The 17426-nt window shown below is 61.8% G+C and carries 11 protein-coding genes; 3 read left to right on the plus strand and 8 right to left on the minus strand.

Translation table 11 applies throughout. The annotated features are described in order from the left end of the window. Window positions 1-145: 145 nt before the first annotated feature. Window positions 146-1984, plus strand: coding sequence for a sigma-54-dependent Fis family transcriptional regulator (locus tag AC1Q6Y_RS25300; protein ID WP_492625398.1), 1839 nt, complete (start codon window positions 146-148; stop codon window positions 1982-1984). Between the two features lie 214 nt (window positions 1985-2198). Here the strand turns inward: AC1Q6Y_RS25300 and cysS are convergent, their stop codons facing one another. After that, window positions 2199-3581: a cysteine--tRNA ligase gene (gene cysS / locus AC1Q6Y_RS25305; RefSeq protein WP_007970481.1), complete on the minus strand. Its 1383-nt coding sequence runs from the start codon at window positions 3579-3581 to the stop codon at window positions 2199-2201. Between the two features lie 20 nt (window positions 3582-3601). Next, window positions 3602-5299: a glutamine--tRNA ligase/YqeY domain fusion protein gene (locus tag AC1Q6Y_RS25310; protein WP_150812606.1), complete on the minus strand. Its 1698-nt coding sequence runs from the start codon at window positions 5297-5299 to the stop codon at window positions 3602-3604. Between the two features lie 250 nt (window positions 5300-5549). Between AC1Q6Y_RS25310 and AC1Q6Y_RS25315 the strand changes: the two genes are divergently transcribed. Together AC1Q6Y_RS25315 and lpxH are read left to right on the plus strand one after the other, a co-directional pair. Continuing rightward, window positions 5550-6053, plus strand: coding sequence for a peptidylprolyl isomerase (locus AC1Q6Y_RS25315; RefSeq protein ID WP_008053603.1), 504 nt, complete (start codon window positions 5550-5552; stop codon window positions 6051-6053). Further along, a complete protein-coding gene (lpxH, locus tag AC1Q6Y_RS25320) occupies window positions 6050-6802 on the plus strand; it encodes a UDP-2,3-diacylglucosamine diphosphatase (protein ID WP_492625399.1) in 753 nt (250 codons plus the stop codon). The genes AC1Q6Y_RS25315 and lpxH overlap by 4 nt, the downstream gene beginning before the upstream one ends. Window positions 6803-6861: 59 nt before the next feature. On the opposite strand, the gene AC1Q6Y_RS25325 is transcribed toward lpxH, so the two are convergent. From AC1Q6Y_RS25325 to AC1Q6Y_RS25350, 6 genes are all read right to left on the minus strand, one after another. Next, window positions 6862-8394: a DHA2 family efflux MFS transporter permease subunit gene (locus AC1Q6Y_RS25325; protein ID WP_492625400.1), complete on the minus strand. Its 1533-nt coding sequence runs from the start codon at window positions 8392-8394 to the stop codon at window positions 6862-6864. Window positions 8395-8596: 202 nt separating this feature from the next. Continuing rightward, entirely contained in the window at window positions 8597-9799 is a 1203-nt protein-coding gene (locus AC1Q6Y_RS25330; RefSeq protein WP_489338876.1) for an EmrA/EmrK family multidrug efflux transporter periplasmic adaptor subunit, read from the minus strand. A gap of 15 nt (window positions 9800-9814) precedes the next feature. Beyond that, window positions 9815-11284 (minus strand): efflux transporter outer membrane subunit, encoded by a 1470-nt coding sequence (locus AC1Q6Y_RS25335; protein ID WP_492625401.1) that lies wholly within the window; start codon window positions 11282-11284, stop codon window positions 9815-9817. Further along, the gene (locus tag AC1Q6Y_RS25340; protein ID WP_492625402.1) at window positions 11281-11754 is read right to left on the minus strand and encodes a MarR family winged helix-turn-helix transcriptional regulator; all 474 of its coding nucleotides are present in this window, start codon (window positions 11752-11754) and stop codon (window positions 11281-11283) included. The genes AC1Q6Y_RS25335 and AC1Q6Y_RS25340 overlap by 4 nt, the downstream gene beginning before the upstream one ends. 236 nt (window positions 11755-11990) lie before the next feature. After that, window positions 11991-15662, minus strand: coding sequence for a translocation/assembly module TamB domain-containing protein (locus tag AC1Q6Y_RS25345; protein WP_492625403.1), 3672 nt, complete (start codon window positions 15660-15662; stop codon window positions 11991-11993). Further along, entirely contained in the window at window positions 15659-17386 is a 1728-nt protein-coding gene (locus AC1Q6Y_RS25350; RefSeq protein ID WP_492625404.1) for an autotransporter assembly complex protein TamA, read from the minus strand. The genes AC1Q6Y_RS25345 and AC1Q6Y_RS25350 overlap by 4 nt, the downstream gene beginning before the upstream one ends. Between the last annotated feature and the right edge of the window lie 40 nt (window positions 17387-17426).

Here is a 17426-nt window from a genome sequence, read left to right on the forward strand (position 1 = left end):
CCCCCCCCCCCCCCCCCCCCCCCCCCCCCCCCCCCCCCCCCCCCCCCCCCCCCCCCCCCCCCCCCCCCCGCTCCCACCTGTAGTTCGGTGTGTTGCCGAGCTGCCCATAACAACAATAAAAATGCTGACTCAGAGACTGACTGCCATGGCCGCACCCGCCTCGCCGCTGTCCCACGACGCCATCATCCAGGACTCCTGGTCCCGTTGCCGCGCGTTCGGCCTCAGTCATCAGAGCACACCGGCATTCGACCCATTGCCGGCCGCAGGCATCGCGCAACTGCTGGAGAGCCAGCATTCACTGGTGCAAACCACCCATCAGGAAGTGCTGCCCTACTACGAGAACATCCTGAGCAACTCCAATTGCCTGATCATGCTCGCCGACCATCAGGGCCAGGTGCTCACGTCGTGGGGCACCCAGCGCTTTATCGAACCGAAACTGGCCCGGGGTTTCAGCGCCGGCGCCAGCTGGATGGAACGCTGCACCGGCACCAACGCCATTGGCACCGCCCTGGCCTGCGAGCAAGCGGTGCACATCGAGCACGACGAACATTTCCTCAAGGCCAACCGCTTCATGACCGGTTCCGCCGCGCCGATATTCGATACCGAGCGCAAGGTGATCGCGGTGCTGGACGTGTCCAGCGACAGCTACCTGCCGCCCTCCCACACGCTGGGCATGGTCAAGATGATGAGCCAGACCGTGGAAAACCGGTTGATCCTCAACCTGTTCCATGGCCAGCATTTTCAGCTGACGTTCAACACCGGGCTGAACAACCTCGACAGTCAGTGGGCCGGATTGCTGATATTCGATGAAACCGGCCAGGTGCTGTCGGCCAACCGCCGGGCCGACAACCTGCTGGGCATCAGCCTGTCGCGGGTCAGTGTCGAAAGCCTGTTCAAGGTCTCGCTGCTGGAGTTGCTGAACCAACCCGAAGGCTTGCCCTTCTCGCTGCAGGCTTCCGGGCGCAACCGCTTCCAGTGTCTGCTGAAAAGACCCAAGCAGATTCCGATTCAGCCGCGAGTGTTCGCCGAACCTGCCGTGACTGCGCCAACACCGGCCGCGATCAGCCTCAACACCCTGCACTTCGGCGACAGCCGCGTGGAAAAAGCTGTGCGCCAGGCCGAGCGTTTGCTGGAAAAAGACATTCCGCTGTTAATCCACGGCGAGACTGGCGTCGGCAAGGAAGTTTTCGTCAAAGCCTTGCATCAGGCCAGCTCCCGCAGCAAACAGGCGTTTATTGCGGTGAACTGTGCAGCGATCCCCGCCGAACTGGTCGAGTCAGAGCTGTTCGGCTACGAGAAAGGCGCGTTCACCGGCGCCAACCAGAAAGGCAGCATCGGCCTGATCCGCAAGGCTGACAAAGGCACGCTGTTCCTCGATGAAATCGGCGATATGCCACTGCCAACCCAGGCACGACTGTTGCGGGTGTTGCAGGAGCGTTGCGTGCAGCCCGTGGGCAGCAGCGAGTTGTTTCCTGTGGACTTGCGCATCATTTCAGCGACCAATCGCTCGTTGCGCGAACAGGTACAACTGGGGCGGTTTCGTGAAGATCTGTATTACCGCATCGGCGGCCTGACCCTGGAACTGCCACCGTTAAGAGAGCGCAGCGATAAAGAGGCGTTGTTCAAACGCCTGTGGGAACAGCATCGCGAACCAAGCCAATGGGCCGGACTGAGCCGCGAGGTATTGGCGCTGTTCGAGCGCCATCCGTGGCCGGGAAACCTGCGTCAGGTCAGCAGCGTGATGCAGGTGGCGTTGGCCATGGCCGAGGAACAACCGATAAGGCCGGAGCATTTGCCGGATGATTTTTTTGTTGATCTGGAGATGGAGCCGGTGGAGTCGCAGGAGCCGTTGGCGGTTGATCTTGATGATGCCGAGGAGTTGAATCGGCAGCTGCAGGCGGTTGGGGGGAATATTTCCCATCTGGCGCGGCGGTTGGGGGTTAGTCGCAATACCCTTTACAAGCGGTTGCGCCAGACTGAATGACGAGTGAATCGCAGCGGTAATATTCGGCTTGAGACCATCGCGAGCAAGCTCGCTCCCACAGTGTCCGTGTCGAACACAAAATCTGCGCATACCACAGAACCTGTGGGAGCGAGCTTACTCGCGGTGGCGTCAGCCCTGTCAACACAAGCCTGGAGTCCAACCCCATAAACAAAAACCCGCACAAGGCGGGTTTTGTTTTCAAGCACTACAGCTGTCAGTCAGCCAGACGCCAGGTCGTGCCGCCCTTGCCGTCTTCCAGCACCACGCCCATGGCGGTGAGCTGGTCGCGGATGCGGTCGGATTCGGCCCAGTCCTTGCCGGCGCGTGCCGCCAGACGCGCGGCAATCAGCGCCTCGACTTCGGCTGCGTCCACGCGCCCTTCGGCGCCAGCCTGCAGGAAGTCATCGGCTTCGAGTTGCAACACACCCAACACGCTGGCCAGTTCTTTCAAACGGGCGGCCAGACCGGCCGCAGCGTTCAGGTCACTCTCACGCAGGCGGTTGATCTCGCGGACCATCTCGAACAGCACCGCACAGGCTTCCGGCGTACCGAAGTCGTCGTTCATCACCTGGGTGAAGCGCTCGACGAAGGCTTCGCCGCCCGCTGGCGCCACGTTCGGCAGGCCTTTCAACGCGTGGTAGAAACGCTCCAGGGCGCCTTTGGCGTCCTTGAGGTTGTCTTCCGAGTAGTTGATGGCGCTACGGTAGTGGCTCGACACCAGCAGGTAACGCACGACTTCCGGGTGGTACTTGTCGAGCACGTCGCGAATGGTGAAGAAGTTGTTCAAGGACTTGGACATCTTCTCGCCATTGATACGGATCATGCCGCAATGCATCCAGGCGTTGGCGTAGGTCTTGCCGGTGGCCGCTTCGCTTTGGGCAATTTCGTTTTCGTGGTGCGGGAACTCAAGGTCGCTGCCGCCGCCATGAATGTCGAAGGTCTCGCCCAGGCAGCAGGTGGACATCACCGAGCACTCGATGTGCCAGCCCGGACGCCCGGCGCCCCACGGCGATTCCCAGCTCGGTTCGCCCGGCTTGGCGGCTTTCCACAATACGAAGTCCAGCGGGTCCTGCTTGGATTCGTCGACTTCGATGCGTGCGCCGATGCGCAGGTCTTCGATCTTCTTGCGCGACAGCTTGCCGTAGCCCATGAACTTGCCGACGCGGTAGTACACGTCGCCATTGCCCGGGGCGTAGGCGTAGCCCTTGTCGATCAGGGTCTGGATCATCGCGTGCATGCCAGGGATGTGATCCGTGGCACGCGGCTCCATGTCCGGCTTCTTGATGTTCAGGCGCGCTTCATCTTCGTGCATCGCCGCGATCATGCGCTCGGTCAGCGCTTCGAACGACTCGCCGTTCTCGTTGGCCCGATTGATGATCTTGTCGTCGATGTCGGTGATGTTGCGCACGTAGGTCAGGTCGTAGCCGCTGAAGCGCAACCAGCGCGTCACCAGGTCGAACGCGACCATGCTGCGGCCGTGACCCAGGTGGCAATAGTCGTACACGGTCATGCCGCACACGTACATGCGCACCTTGTTGCCATCGAGCGGCTTGAAGACTTCTTTGCTCTTGGTGAGCGTGTTGTAGATCGTAAGCACGTTTATTCCTTGACGCTAAATCACTGGCCCCACGAATCACGCAGGGTCACGGTACGATTGAATACCGGCTGACCTGGTTTCGAGTCCTTGAGATCGGCGACGAAGTAACCTTCGCGCTCGAACTGGAAACGGTCTTCCGGCTGTGCATTGCCCAGCGAAGGCTCAGCACGACAACCGGTGAGTACCTGCAGCGAATCAGGGTTGATGTTGTCCAGGAAACTGGCGCTGTCTTCGGCCTTCTCCGGGTTCGGAGAACGGAACAGACGATCGTACAGACGCACTTCGCACTCGACGCTGGCAGCGGCCGGCACCCAGTGGATCACGCCTTTGACCTTGCGACCTTCCGGGTTCTTGCCCAGGGTGTCCGGATCGTAGGAGCAACGCAGTTCGACGATGTTGCCATCGGCGTCCTTGATCGCTTCGTCGGCGCGGATCACGTAGCTGCCACGCAGGCGCACTTCACCGGCCGGTTCCAGGCGCTTGTAGCCCTTCGGCGGCTCTTCCATGAAGTCGTCACGGTCGATGTAGATTTCACGGGCGAACGGCAACGCGCGCACGCCCATGTCTTCTTTCGGGTGGCACGGCAGTTCGAGGTTTTCGACCTGGCCTTCCGGGTAGTTGGTGATCACGACTTTCAGCGGACGCAACACGCACATGGCGCGCGGGGCGCTGTGGTCGAGGTCGTCGCGGATGCTGAATTCGAGCATGCCGAAGTCGACCACGCCGTCGGAACGGTTGGTGCCGATCATTTCGCAAAAGTTGCGGATCGATTTAGGCGTGTAGCCACGGCGGCGGAAACCCGACAGCGTGGACATGCGCGGGTCGTCCCAGCCATTGACGTGCTTTTCATCGACCAGCTGCTTGAGCTTGCGCTTGCTGGTGATGGTGTAGTTCAGGTTCAGGCGGCTGAACTCGTACTGGCGCGGGTTGGCCGGTACCGGCAAGTGCTCGAGGAACCACTCGTACAGCGGACGGTGGCTTTCGAACTCCAGGGTGCAGATCGAATGGGTGATGCCTTCGATGGCGTCCGACTGACCGTGGGTGAAGTCGTAGTTGGGGTAGATGCACCACTTGTCACCGGTCTGGTGGTGGTGCGCGTGACGGATGCGATACATGATCGGGTCACGCAGGTTCATGTTCGGTGAGGCCATGTCGATCTTGGCCCGCAGCACCCGTGCGCCGTCCTTGAACTCGCCGGCTTTCATGCGGGCGAACAGGTCCAGGTTCTCTTCGACGCTGCGGTCGCGGAACGGGCTGTTCTTGCCCGGCTCGGTCAGGCTGCCACGGTATTCCTTGGCTTGTTCCGGGGTCAGGTCGTCGACGTAGGCATTGCCGGACTTGATCAACTCCACCGCCCAGTCATGCAACTGGTCGAAATACTGCGAGGCGTAGCGCACTTCGCCGGACCATTCGAAGCCCAGCCATTTGACGTCGCTTTCGATCGCGTCGATGTATTCCTGGTCTTCCTTGGCCGGGTTGGTGTCGTCGAAACGCAGGTGCGTGACGCCGCCGAACTCCTGGGCCAGGCCGAAGTTCACACAGATCGACTTGGCGTGGCCGATGTGCAGGTAGCCGTTGGGTTCAGGCGGAAAACGGGTGACGATCTGCGTGTGCTTGCCCGAGTCCAGGTCTGCCTGGATGATCGGCCGCAGGAAGTTGACCGGCACGGCAGGGCCGGTCTTGGCATTCGAGGTAGGGTCGACAGTGGGCTTGCTCATAGGATCCTTGAACGTACAAGTGCGTGGCCGTAATGAAGGCCGGACAAAACAAAGCCGCTATCATAGCCGATGCCGTCAAGTACCTGACAGAGCGCACTCTGTAAACCGTCGCATTTAATAGGCCGTAAATGAAAAAACAGCCTCGAAATTCGCGTCTGGCACGCTAAACTGCGCACCTTGGCCAAAAAGGCTGAACCGGTGGCGGGACGCGATGTTCCAACACCACGAATTCCTCTAGTGAGTAACGATCATGACCCAAGTCAAACTGACTACCAACTTCGGTGACATCGTCCTCGAACTGAACGCCGACAAAGCCCCGATCACCGTGGCCAACTTCGTTGAGTACGTTAAAGCCGGTCACTACGAAAACACCGTTTTCCACCGTGTCATCGGTAACTTCATGATCCAGGGCGGCGGTTTCGAGCCAGGCATGAAAGAAAAGAAAGACAAGCGTCCAAGCATCCAGAACGAAGCCGACAACGGTCTTTCCAACGACAAATACACCGTCGCCATGGCCCGCACCATGGAGCCGCATTCGGCTTCCGCACAGTTCTTCATCAACGTGGCGGACAACAGCTTCCTGAACCACAGCGGCAAGAACGTTCAGGGCTGGGGCTACGCGGTATTCGGTAAAGTGACCGCCGGCACCGACGTTGTCGACAAGATCAAAGGCGTGGCCACCACTTCCAAGTCCGGCCACCAGGACGTACCGGCAGACGACGTGATCATCGAGAAAGCCGAGATCATTGAGTGATATTGCTGATTTCAGATTTACATCTGGAAGAGGAGCGCCCGGACATTACCCGGGCGTTTCTGGATTTGCTCGCCGGACGCGCCCGCTCGGCGAGTGCGTTGTACATTCTGGGCGACTTCTTCGAGGTGTGGATTGGCGACGACGCCATGACACCCTTCCAGCGTTCCATCTGCCAGGCCCTGCGCGAATTGAGCGACAGCGGCACGGCCATTTTCCTGATGCACGGCAATCGCGACTTCATGTTGGGCAAGGTCTTCTGCAAAGCAGCCGGCTGCACCTTGTTGAAGGATCCGAGTGTCGTGCAGTTCAACGGCGAGCCGGTGCTGCTGATGCACGGCGACAGCCTCTGTACCCGCGACGAAGCCTATATGAAGCTGCGTCGCTACCTGCGCAACCCGATCACCCTGTTCATCCTGCGGCATCTGCCGCTGCGCACCCGGCACAAGCTGGCGCGCAAACTGCGCAGTGAAAGCCGTGCGCAAACGCGGATGAAGGCCAATGACATCGTCGATGTCACGCCCGAAGAGATTCCGCGGATCATGCAGGAATTCGGCGTGAAGACCTTGATCCACGGGCACACCCACCGCCCCGCGATTCACAAGTTGCAGCTTGGCGAGCAAGCGGCCCGGCGCATTGTGCTGGGGGATTGGGATCGTCAAGGGTGGGCATTGCAGGTGGATGAGCAAGGGTTTGCGCTGGCGCCGTTTGATTTCACTCCGCCACCGCAACTGGCAGCACCCGCGAACTGAAGGCTGTAGGAGATCCCTGTGGGAGCGAGCTTGCTCCCACATGGGTTCCACTGCGTTTGTCAGTGCCCCGCGGAAGCCTCTGGCCCGGCCTTCGCCGTAAACGGCGGCTTCGCCAGCCAGACAATCAGTATCAACCCCACGAACATCCAGCCCAGCAAGGTGAAGTAGTCCACCGTGGACATGATGTACGCCTGGCTGATCACCATCTGGTCCAGCTGCGTATAGGCCTTGGCCCCTGCCCCGCCCAGGTGGGTCAGCGCTTCGCGGGTCGCCGGATCGAAGGGGGTGATGCTTTCGGTCAGGTAGGCGTGGTGCTGGTCCGCCCGACGAATCCAGATCCAGGTGGTCAACGACGCCGCGAAACTGCCGCCCAAGGTCCGCAAGAATGTCGCCAGCCCCGAACCGTCGGCAATCTGGTTCGGTGGCAGGTCCGAGAGCAGGATGGTCAGGGTCGGCATGAAGAACAGCGCTACGCCGATCCCCATGAACAACTGCACCATGGCGATGTGCTGGAAGTCCACTTCATTGGTGAAGCCTGCGCGCATGAAACAGCTCAGGCCGATGGCCAGGAACGCCCCGCCCGCCAGCAGGCGCATATCGAATTTCGGTGCGTACTTACCGACAAACGGCGCCAGCAGCACCGGCAGGATCCCCAGCGGGGCCACGGCAAAACCGGCCCAGGTCGCGGTGTAGCCCAGTCGCGTTTGCAGCCACTGCGGCAAAATCAGGTTGATCCCGAAGAACCCGGCATAGCCCAGGATCAGCACGATGGTGCCGTAGCGGAAGTTACGATGGGCGAACAGGCGCAGGTTGACCACCGGGTGTTCGTCGGTCATTTCCCAGATCACGAAGAACGCCAGGGCCACCACCGAAATCACCGAGCCGATCACGATGAAGCTGGATTCGAACCAATCGGCATCGTTGCCCTTGTCGAGCACAATCTGCAGCGCCCCGACGCCAATGATCAGCGCGATCAGACCGACGTAATCCATCGGTTGGCGGCTGGTGAACACCGGGCGCTTTTTCATCTGCCGGGTGACCACCCATGCCGCGAACAGGCCGATCGGCACGTTGATGAAGAAAATCCACGGCCAGCTGTAGCTGTCGGTGATCCAGCCGCCGAGGATCGGCCCGGCAATCGGCGCGACCACCGTGACCATCGCCAGCAGCGCTAGCGCCAGCCCCCGTTTCGCCGGGGGGTAAACCGCAATCAGCAGGGTCTGGGTCATCGGGTACAGTGGCCCGGCCACTACCCCTTGCAGCACCCTGAAGCCCACCAGCTCCGGCATCGAGGTGGAAATCCCGCACAGGAACGAAGCCAGCACGAACAGCAGCGTCGCCCAGACAAACAGCTTCACCTCGCCGAAACGCCGACTGAGCCAACCGGTCAGCGGCAAGGCGATGGCGTTGCTCACGGCGAACGAGGTGATGACCCAGGTGCCCTGCTCCGAACTCACGCCCAGGTTGCCGGAAATCGTCGGCAGCGCCACGTTGGCGATGGTGGTGTCGAGCACTTGCATGAAGGTCGCCAGCGACAGGCCGATGGTGCTGAGCAACAGGCTGGGCGGTGTGAAAGACGCGTTATTGCTCATCGTAAATCCTTTGAAACTCGGCTAGCGCCGCTAACCCTGTGGGAGCGAGCTGTGGCGAGGGGGCTTGCCCCCGTTTGAGTGCGCAGCACTCACAAGATCTTCGATACATCGGAAATTTTGGGGCTGCTTCGCAGCCCAACGGGGGCAAGCCCCCTCGCCACAGCTCGCTCCCACAAGATCCGGTTGATGACGGACTGGCGAATCAGCGTTGCGCGGTCTTGCTGACCGCGGCGCTGTTGTCGTGGATCAACTGGGTGATCATCGCGTCGGCCTCGGTCAGCTGACGGTCGTAGACGCTGGTGCTGAACGACGCCTTCTGCGGCGGCTGTTGCGCCAGCACCGGCCCGCTCTGGTCGTGCAGGTCCACATCGACCATGGTCGACAGGCCGACCCGCAGCGGATGTTTGGCCAGCTCCTCGGCGTTGACGTGGACCCGCACCGGCACGCGCTGCACGATCTTGATCCAGTTGCCGGTGGCGTTTTGCGCTGGCAGCAAGGCAAACGCACTGCCGGTCCCGGCGCCGAGGCTGTCGATGGTGCCGCTGTATTTGACGCTGCTGCCATACAGGTCCGTCTCGATCTGCACCGGTTGGCCGATGCGCATGTCACGCAACTGGGTTTCCTTGAAGTTGGCGTCGATCCACAGCTGATCCAGGGGAATCACCGCCATCAGCGCGGTACCCGGTTGCACGCGCTGGCCAAGTTGTACAGAACGCTTGGCCACGTAACCGGTCACCGGCGCAATCAAGGTGCTGCGGGCGTTGTTCAGGTAGGCCTGGCGCAGTTGCGCGGCGGCGGCCATCACATCCGGGTGCGATGAAACCACGGTGTCATCGACCAGCGCGCTGGTGGTCTTGAGCTTTTGTTCGGCATTGGCCAGGGCGTTTTGCGCCGAGGTCAGGTCGTCACGGGCGTGGGACAGCTCTTCCTGGGAAATCGCCCCGCCGGCGGCGAGGTTCTTGCGGCGGCTGAAGTTGTCCTGGGCCTTTTGCACTTCGGCTTTCTGGGCGTTGACCTGGGCCTTCATGCCATCCACATCGCTGTACAAGCCACGCACCTGACGCACGGTCCGCGCCAGATTGGCCTGGGCATTTTGCAGGCCGATTTCGGCATCGTTCGGGTCGAAGTTCACCAGCACCTGGCCTTCATGCACCAGATCGCCATCATCGGCGCCGATGCTGACCACGGTGCCGGTGACCAGCGGCGTGATTTCCACCACGTTGCCGTTCACATAGGCGTCGTCGGTGCTTTCGCTCCAGCGCCCGTAGAATTCATGGTAGGCCCAGACACCCGCGCAACCGAGCACGACGACGGCAGCCAGGACCAGCAGCATGAACTTGCGCTTGCCCGAATTGGGGTTGCCCTGGGTGTTTTCAGGAGGTTGAGTTGTATCGGCAGTGGCCATGACAAGTACCTTGAATTAGTGGGTCAGCGTGGCTGGCGTGGCGTTGGCCGAGGCAATGGCCTCAGGCTGGTAACCGCCGCCCAGCGCCTGCATCAGTTGGATCGACAGGTCGATCTGCTCGGAATTCAGGTTGGCCAGCTGGCGCTGGGCCTGGAGCAATTGCTGCTCGATGCTGAGCACGTCCAGGTAGTTGCCGATGCCGGAACCGTAACGCTGGACCACGGTGTTGTAGGAATCCTGGGCGATGTCGGTGGCGTGCTGCTGGGCAGCGATCTGCCGGCCGATGTCACGCAGCTGGTTGACGCTGTCGCTGACATCCCCCAGCGCCTTGACCAGGCTTTTGTTGTACTGCGCCACGGCGAGGTCGTAATCGGCGTCGCGGGAATCGAGGTCGGCGCGCAAGCGGCCACCGTCGAAGATCGGCACAGAGATCGTCGGTGCAATGTTGAAGAAGCGGCTGGCCGAACCAAACATCGCATCGCCCAGCAAGGATTCGGCGCCGGCAGCGGCACTGAGGTTCAGGTTGGGATAGAACCGTGTCTTGCCGGCGTCGATGCTTTTGCTCGCCGCTTCGACCCGCCAGCGCGCGGCCACCAGGTCCGGGCGACGCCCGAGCAACTCGGCCGGCAGCACCGAAGGTAGCGCTACCGCACTCGACTGAAGAATGTTCGGGCGGGCAATTTCATTGCCGCGGTCCGGGCCTTTGCCGAGCAGAACGGCCAGGGCAATTTTCGCGCTGTTCAAGCGTTTTTCGGCGTCGATCAGGTTGGCCTGGGAAGTGGCTTCCAGGCTTTCGGTCTGCTGGAACTGGTACTGGCTGTCGATCCCGGCAGTCAGGCGCCGCTGGCTGAGGTCGAGCATTTGCCGGGTGCGCTTGAGGTCTTCGTTGGACAGGTCGTAGACGATGTGCGCCTGACCGAGATCGCTATAGGCCCGGGCGACATCGGCGGCCAGCGTAAGTTGCGCAGCCTGCTGGTCGACTTCGGCGGCGCGAGCCTGGCCGAGGGCCGCTTCCCAGGCATCGCGTTGACCGCCCCACAGGTCGAAGTCGTAGTTGAAACCGGTGCTGATGTTGCGAACGGTGGCGTAAGCGTCACCCTGCCCGAGCGGGTCCTGGTCCCGGGCCAGGCGCGAGCGGCTGACACCAGCGCTGGCATCCAGGGTCGGCATCCGCGCAGCGTCGGCGGCGTAGGCCGCGGCGCTGGCCTGATGGGCACGGGCATCGGCGATCTGCATGTCCGGGCTGTCGCGCAGGGCCTCGCGGATCAGGCCATCGAGTTGTGGGTCGCCGAGGCTTTTCCACCAGTCGCTTTTTGGCCAGGCCGCGGGGGACAACGTCACACCGCTGAGGGATTGCCCGGCCTTGAGGGTCTTCGCGTCGAGGCTGACGCCTTCGGTTTTCAGGCCGCTGTAACTGGCGCAACCGGCGACGCTCATGGCCAACAGAACCAGGCTCAAGCCGGTACGCAAGGGGTTACTGCTCATTTGTCACCTACCCGCAGCAGGGTGATCGAGTCACCGGCTGCCACCAAAATTTTCTTCAGGATCAACTCCAGGGTTTTCAGTTCTTCCGGAGTGATGGCACCGGCCAGTTCATTCATGGCTTCGGCGCCGATGTGCGGCAACCGCCCGGCGAGCTTCTGCCCTTCTTCCGTGAGCACAAGCTGCACCTGGCGGCGATCTGCCTCGGAGCGTTGGCGGGCAAGGAAACCTTTCTGTTCCAGACGATCGAGCATGCGCGTCATCGAGCCGCTGTCCAGGGACAGGTGCCGGCACAACTCGCCCGGCGAATCGACGCCGTACTGGGCGATGATGATCAATACCTTGAACTGCGCGGCGGTGATGCCGTGGGGTTCCATGTGGGTGTCGATGATCCGGTCCTTGAGCAGCGCGGCACGCCCGAGCAACAGGCCGAGATGGCAATTCTGGAAATCTTCCGGGGAGAAATGTTTCATCTGACCACCAATTAGCTGCCTAGGCAGTGAATGTATGTCAAGATGTTACTGCCTAGGCAGCGAATGTCAACGCAATAGTTAGCATGCTTGGTAAATGATTGATCAGTGGCGTCGGGATTTGTTGCGGCCACACTGACGCCATCGCGAGCAAGCTCGCTCCCACAGGGTCGCACCGGACCTTGTGGGAGCGAGCTTGCTCGCGATGGGGGCGACTCGGTTTTAAAGAAAACGCAGGCCTAGAAATCCCGCTTGTAGAAGATGTCCAGCGAACTGGCCACGCCGCCGGCGGCTTCGAGGTAGACCCTTTTGCTCAGCTTGTAGCGCAGGGCAATGGTATTGGCCGGTTCGAACACGCCGACGCCATAGCGCAGGCTGAGCTTCTCGGAAATATTGCCGCTGGCCACCACACTGGTGGCATCTCCACTGCCCTGGGTGTCCAGCTGGAAGTCCTGGATGCCCAGGTTCTTGGCGATGCCGCTGGTCACCCCGGAGCTACCCATCAAGCCCAACCCGAGGGCCGCCTGGGCGAGCATGTTGTTGTCTTCGCCATTGCTGCTCAGCGGACGCCCGAGCACCAGATAGGACAGGGCCTGCTCCTGGCTCATGGCCGGTTCGGAAAAGATCTGCGTGGTCGGCTGCTCGGCGCTGCCACTCAAACGAATGCCGGCGATGATGTCGTCGGTCTTGCGAATGGCCTCAATGTCCAGGTACGGCTGATCGATGGGACCTGCAAACAGCAAGCGTGCCCGGCGCACCGATAGCCGCTGGCCGTAGGCGCGATATCGCCCATCGTTGAGCCACAGCTCGCCACGGGTGTCCATGTTGTCGCCGATGTGCACATGCCCCTGCACATTCGCGGTCAGGCCAAATCCTGCAAAGCTCAGCTTGTCCTCACCGACCAGCACTTCGATGTCCATTTTCATTGCCAGCGGCGGCTTGCCCTCCTCGGTCTGCTGACCCACGATCACCGTGTCATCGGAGACCTTGACCGTCGATGGCGGCAACTCGCGAATGGTGATGTCGCCCCTGGGCACCAGCACTTTGCCGGCGATGGCCAACTCATCGCCCTTCATCGAGATTTTCAGGTCAGGTGCGACTTCCAGCTTGGCGTAAGGCTCGACGGTGACTGGCAACTGCGAACCCTTGAGCGCCAGATCCACCACCAGCGCCTGGCCCCAGGCGACGTTGCCGTTCAGGCTGCCATGCCCGGCCTTGCCGCTGTCCCAGCCACCGTTCAGTTGCACGCTTTCACCGGCGATGAGCGCCTGGAGGTGCAGATTTTTCAGCTCCATTGGTAATTCAGGACCGGAGATCTGACCGTCGCTGAGTTGCAGGCTGCCATTGACCTGCGGTGCCAGCAGCCCACCGGAAATCGCGCCGCTGCCATTCAAGCGCCCGGTCAGTTTCTCGACCATCGGCACGAACGGTCGCGCCACCGACAGGTCCAGCCCGCTCAAGCGGAACGAGCCGCTCAACGGTTTGTTCTTCGGCAACGGATTGAGCTGCGCCTGCACCATCAGCTCGCCGAGTTTGCCACCGACGAAGTTGAGCTCGGTGTCGATGCGCTTGGGCGTGAGTTTGCTGGTGAGTTTCAGGGTCTGGTACGGGAAGTCCAGCCACTGGTCCTTGTCCTTGATGCGCAACGTGCCGCCGCCGGCATCGACGCTGACCTGGCCGTTCGGGCCACTGGCCTGCAGGTCCAGTTGCAGCTCGGCGTTGAGCCGGCCCTGCCAGCTGAAATCCTTCGGCAACCACTGCGCGAGGCTGTCGATCGGGAATTGCTTGAGGTGATAACGCAGCTTCGGCTCGGGCATCAGGCGCGAGTCTTCACCGCAGAGGCTGGCCTGGCCGGAGGCCCAGCAATGGGCGCCAAAGGTGATTTTGCCGTCCGCCAGGCGTTCGAGTTTCGCCGGCCCTTGCAGCTTCCAGTCCTGGCCACCGGCCTGGATATCACCGCTGGCCAGGCGTCCGCGCCAATTGCCTTTGTCCAGCGCACCGTCCAGACCCAACGCCAGTTTCAGCTTCGGCCCTTGCAGATCGAGGTTCAGTTTTTGGTTCTTGATGTCGCCCTGGCCGCTGGCGGTCAGGGTTCCCAGTGCAGTGTCACCGGCCTGGATGCCGCTGCCCTTGAGGCCGATTTTCGCCCGTTGCGCACTGTCCAGCGTGGCGTCCAGGTTCAGGCTTTGCAGGCGATGGTCCTGGAAAGCCAGCTGCGAACCTTGCAGGTCAAGCTTGCCTTGGGGCGCCTTGAGTGTGCCGGCGACATCCACGCGGCCATTGAGCTGGCCCCGCAGTTGCGGCCAGAGCTGGGCCAGGCGCGGCAACTTGAGATCGATCTGGCCGGCGAGTTTCTGTTGCAGGCTGCCTTTGCCGCTGATGCTGTTGTCGCCTAGGCGAACTTGCAGGGTATTGAGGTTCCATTGCTCGCCACGGCCATCGGCCTTGGCCTGGATCACCGCCGGCTGACCGCGCAGTTTGCCCTTGAGGTCCAGGTCGGCGTTGAGGCTGAGCACCTCGTTCTTCATCTCGCCCGTGCTGCGCAACGGCCCGGCCAGTGTGCCCGGCAGCTCCGCGACCCAGTACGCCGGGTTGATCGCCGACAGGTCCAGCGCGGTGTCCCAGGCAATGCCGTCGGCAAATTGCAGGTTCAGGTGCCCTTCAGCCTTGCCCTGCCCAGCCTGGAGTTGAATCTGTTGCAGGTAGATTTTCGTCAGATCGCCCGCGAAAGGGCTGGCCAGGGTGAAGGCGCCGGCCGGACCATCCGCCGCCGCGGCGAAATGCCCGAGGTACTTGCCGTCGGTGTAAGAGACTTCGCCGGTGAACGTGCGAAGCGCTACCTGCGGTTCGTCGATGAGCGGATAGAGCCTGTGCCACGGGAAATCCAGCCAGTCGATCTTCGCCTCGGCGCTCAAGCCCTTGCTCCAATCCAGCTGTCCGGTGAGCTTGAGGCTTTGCTTGTCGTTGGCGGTCAGGTCCAGCGCGGCGATCTGCGCGCCCTTGGCGTCGACCTTGCCTTGCAGCGCCAGGGTGACGGGCCCTTGCTCGGCGGGCAGCGTGGCTTTGCCGAGCAGCGCGTAGCCGTTCTTCAAGTCGCCTGCCCCCGTGAGTTCAAGCTGATTGAGTTGCAGGGTGTCCGGCATCTCGGCACTGGGCTTGAAGCCATCGGCGGTGATCCGCACCTTGGCCGGCAGGTTTTCCACCAGCGGTTGCAGTTCGCCGGTCAGTTGCCCGTTGAGGTAACCGCTGCTGTCGGCTTTCAGGTTAAGGGTCTTGAGCAGGTCGCCGTCGACTTTCAGCGCCAGCGCCAGCGGCTCAGGCGTCGACAACAGGGTCACCTTGCCGGAGGCGCTGAGGGGCCAGTTGCCGGAGGGCTGCAACAGGCCGGACAGGTTCAGGCGCAGATCATCGCGCTGTATCGATAGCGCGTCGATCTTCAAACCGGCCGTGGTCCAGTGCGCCGCCAGTTGCATGCCCTTGAGCTCTTCGCTGCCGTTGAACAACAGGCTGCCGACCTTGATCTCCCCCAGTTCGAGGGCCAACGGTAACTTCAGCTCCGGGAGCGTGATCGGGCCGCTGTCTGGCTCTTCGGCACCCGGCGGGAACGTCAGGCTGACCTGATCGGCCTGCAATTGCTCGATGCACAGGGTCATGCGGGTCAGGCACAACGGCGACCAGGCGAAAATCACCTTGCTCAGTTCAACCCGGTTGCTGTCCTGCTGCCATAGCACCCGGTCGGCACTCCACTGCCCGCCCAGCCGGCCCTGGAAGTTTTCCAGGGTCAAGCCCGGCACGAAACCCAATGCCCAGCGGCTGCCCGTCGCCGTGCCCAGCACCGTGGCCAGCGTCAGGACAACCACTGCCACCAGCGCCACCATCGTCAGCAGTGTTGCTTTCAAACCACGCTTCACAGCTCAGGCCCCATGGAAAAGTGCAGTCGAATACCGCCATCGTCGTCCAGCGCATGGGCCAGGTCGAGGCGGATCGGCCCCACCGGCGATACCCAGCGCACGCCGATACCGACCCCGGTCTTGAGGTTCGGCAGTTCGAGCGTGTTGAAGGAGTTGCCCTGATCGACAAAGGTCGCGATCCGCCATTTTTCGGCGATGGAATACTGATACTCCGCGCTGGCGGCGACCATGTAGCGACCACCGATGCGGTCGCCGTCGGAGTTTTCCGGGGACAGGCTCTGATAGTCGTAGCCACGCACGCTCTGGTCGCCACCGGCGAAGAAGCGCAGCGATGGCGGCACCGATTTGAAGCCGTTGGTGGCACTGCCGCCGACCTGCACCCGCCCGAGGAGGCGGTGTTTATCGAACACCGTGGTCAGGCCTTTGACCAATGCCGTGCCGTAGAGCACGTTGCTGTCGGAACCCAGACCTTCCTTGGCCACTTTGGACTCGAATTGCAGGCGATAGCCGTTGTGCGGGTCGATGCGATTGTCGCTTTTGAGGTACGAATAGCTCACACCGGGCATCAGCAAGGTACTGAGTCCCGAGTCGTCGCCCAGTTGGTAATCCTCGCGCTGCCACTTCAGCGATACCACCCGTTGCCAGCCGCTGGGCAGTTTGCTGTGCCACTCGGGGCCGAGGGTCAGCAGCTTGCTGTGGCTGTCCTTATCGGCGATTTCTTCATTCTGGTAGCCACCGGCAAAACGCAGTTTGTCGGTCAGTGGCGGGTCCAGCGGAATGTCGTAGAACAGCCCGACGTTTTGCCGAGGTGCCGAGACTTCGGTTTCCCAGCCATAACTGTGCCCTTGCGCGTTGACCCAGTGCCGGGTCCAGTTGGCCTTGGCCCGCGGGCCGACGTCGGTGGAGAAACCCAGGCCCAGGCCCATGGTCCGCGGCTTGCGGGTTTCGAGCTTGACGTCCACCGGGATCGCCTCGTCCCTGGACGCCGTGGGTGCCGCGTCCACGCGCACGCCTTCGAAGTAGCCGCTCGATTGCAGGTTCTGGTTGAGTTCGGCGATCAGTTCCGAGTCATACGGCGTGCCGGTCTTGAACGGCACCATGCGTTGCAGCAACTCGTCATCGAACGGCGTATCGCCCTCGAAACTGACCTTGCCCAAGGTATAGCGCGGACCGCTTTCATAGATCAGTTCGATATCGGCGACGCCGGCACGGGGGTCGACCGACAGTTTTGAACGGGTGAAACGGCCGCTGAAAAAGCCATAACGCGAAGCCTGATTCTGGATCAGGCGCTTGGCGTCCTCGTAATGCCCATGGTTGAGCACGGCGCCGGGCTTGAGCGCGTCGCTTTTGGGAATTCGAAAGGCCTTGAGGGAGGCTGCCGGACCGTCGACACGCACCGTGACGTTGCGCAAGTGCACCGGCTCGCCGGGGTCGACCGTCAACACCAGGCGCGGCTTTTCGCCACCCTTCACCTCGCTGTCGATGTGCGGCTGATAATAGCCCAAGGCCTGGGCGGCCTTGCGCGCCTGTTCTTCGGCGCCACGACTGAAGCGCAGCAACGCTTCTTCATCGCGATCGCCGAGGCTGCCGATATAGCCTTCGATATTGGCTTTCAGCTCGTCATTGGACGGTTTGATCCGTACATCCAAATCGCTTTGTGCCAGCGCTGCGCAACTGGTCATCAGCATCAGCACACCGCTGGTAATTCTTCCTGGAAACTTCATAGGCGCGGATGCTATCACGAGCATGGATCATGAACATGGA

It is taken from the genome of Pseudomonas sp. GW823-FHT06E10, from assembly GCF_058794995.1.

Coding starts and splice junctions, on each gene's coding strand:
- AC1Q6Y_RS25340 (WP_492625402.1), bottom strand. CDS start 11,754: ATGAAACATTTCTCCCCGGAAGATTTCCAGAATTGCCATCTCGGCCTG.
- AC1Q6Y_RS25325 (WP_492625400.1), bottom strand. CDS start 8,394: ATGAGCAATAACGCGTCTTTCACACCGCCCAGCCTGTTGCTCAGCACC.
- AC1Q6Y_RS25350 (WP_492625404.1), bottom strand. CDS start 17,386: ATGAAGTTTCCAGGAAGAATTACCAGCGGTGTGCTGATGCTGATGACC.
- AC1Q6Y_RS25335 (WP_492625401.1), bottom strand. CDS start 11,284: ATGAGCAGTAACCCCTTGCGTACCGGCTTGAGCCTGGTTCTGTTGGCC.
- AC1Q6Y_RS25310 (WP_150812606.1), bottom strand. CDS start 5,299: ATGAGCAAGCCCACTGTCGACCCTACCTCGAATGCCAAGACCGGCCCT.
- AC1Q6Y_RS25300 (WP_492625398.1), top strand. CDS start 146: ATGGCCGCACCCGCCTCGCCGCTGTCCCACGACGCCATCATCCAGGAC.
- AC1Q6Y_RS25315 (WP_008053603.1), top strand. CDS start 5,550: ATGACCCAAGTCAAACTGACTACCAACTTCGGTGACATCGTCCTCGAA.
- AC1Q6Y_RS25330 (WP_489338876.1), bottom strand. CDS start 9,799: ATGGCCACTGCCGATACAACTCAACCTCCTGAAAACACCCAGGGCAAC.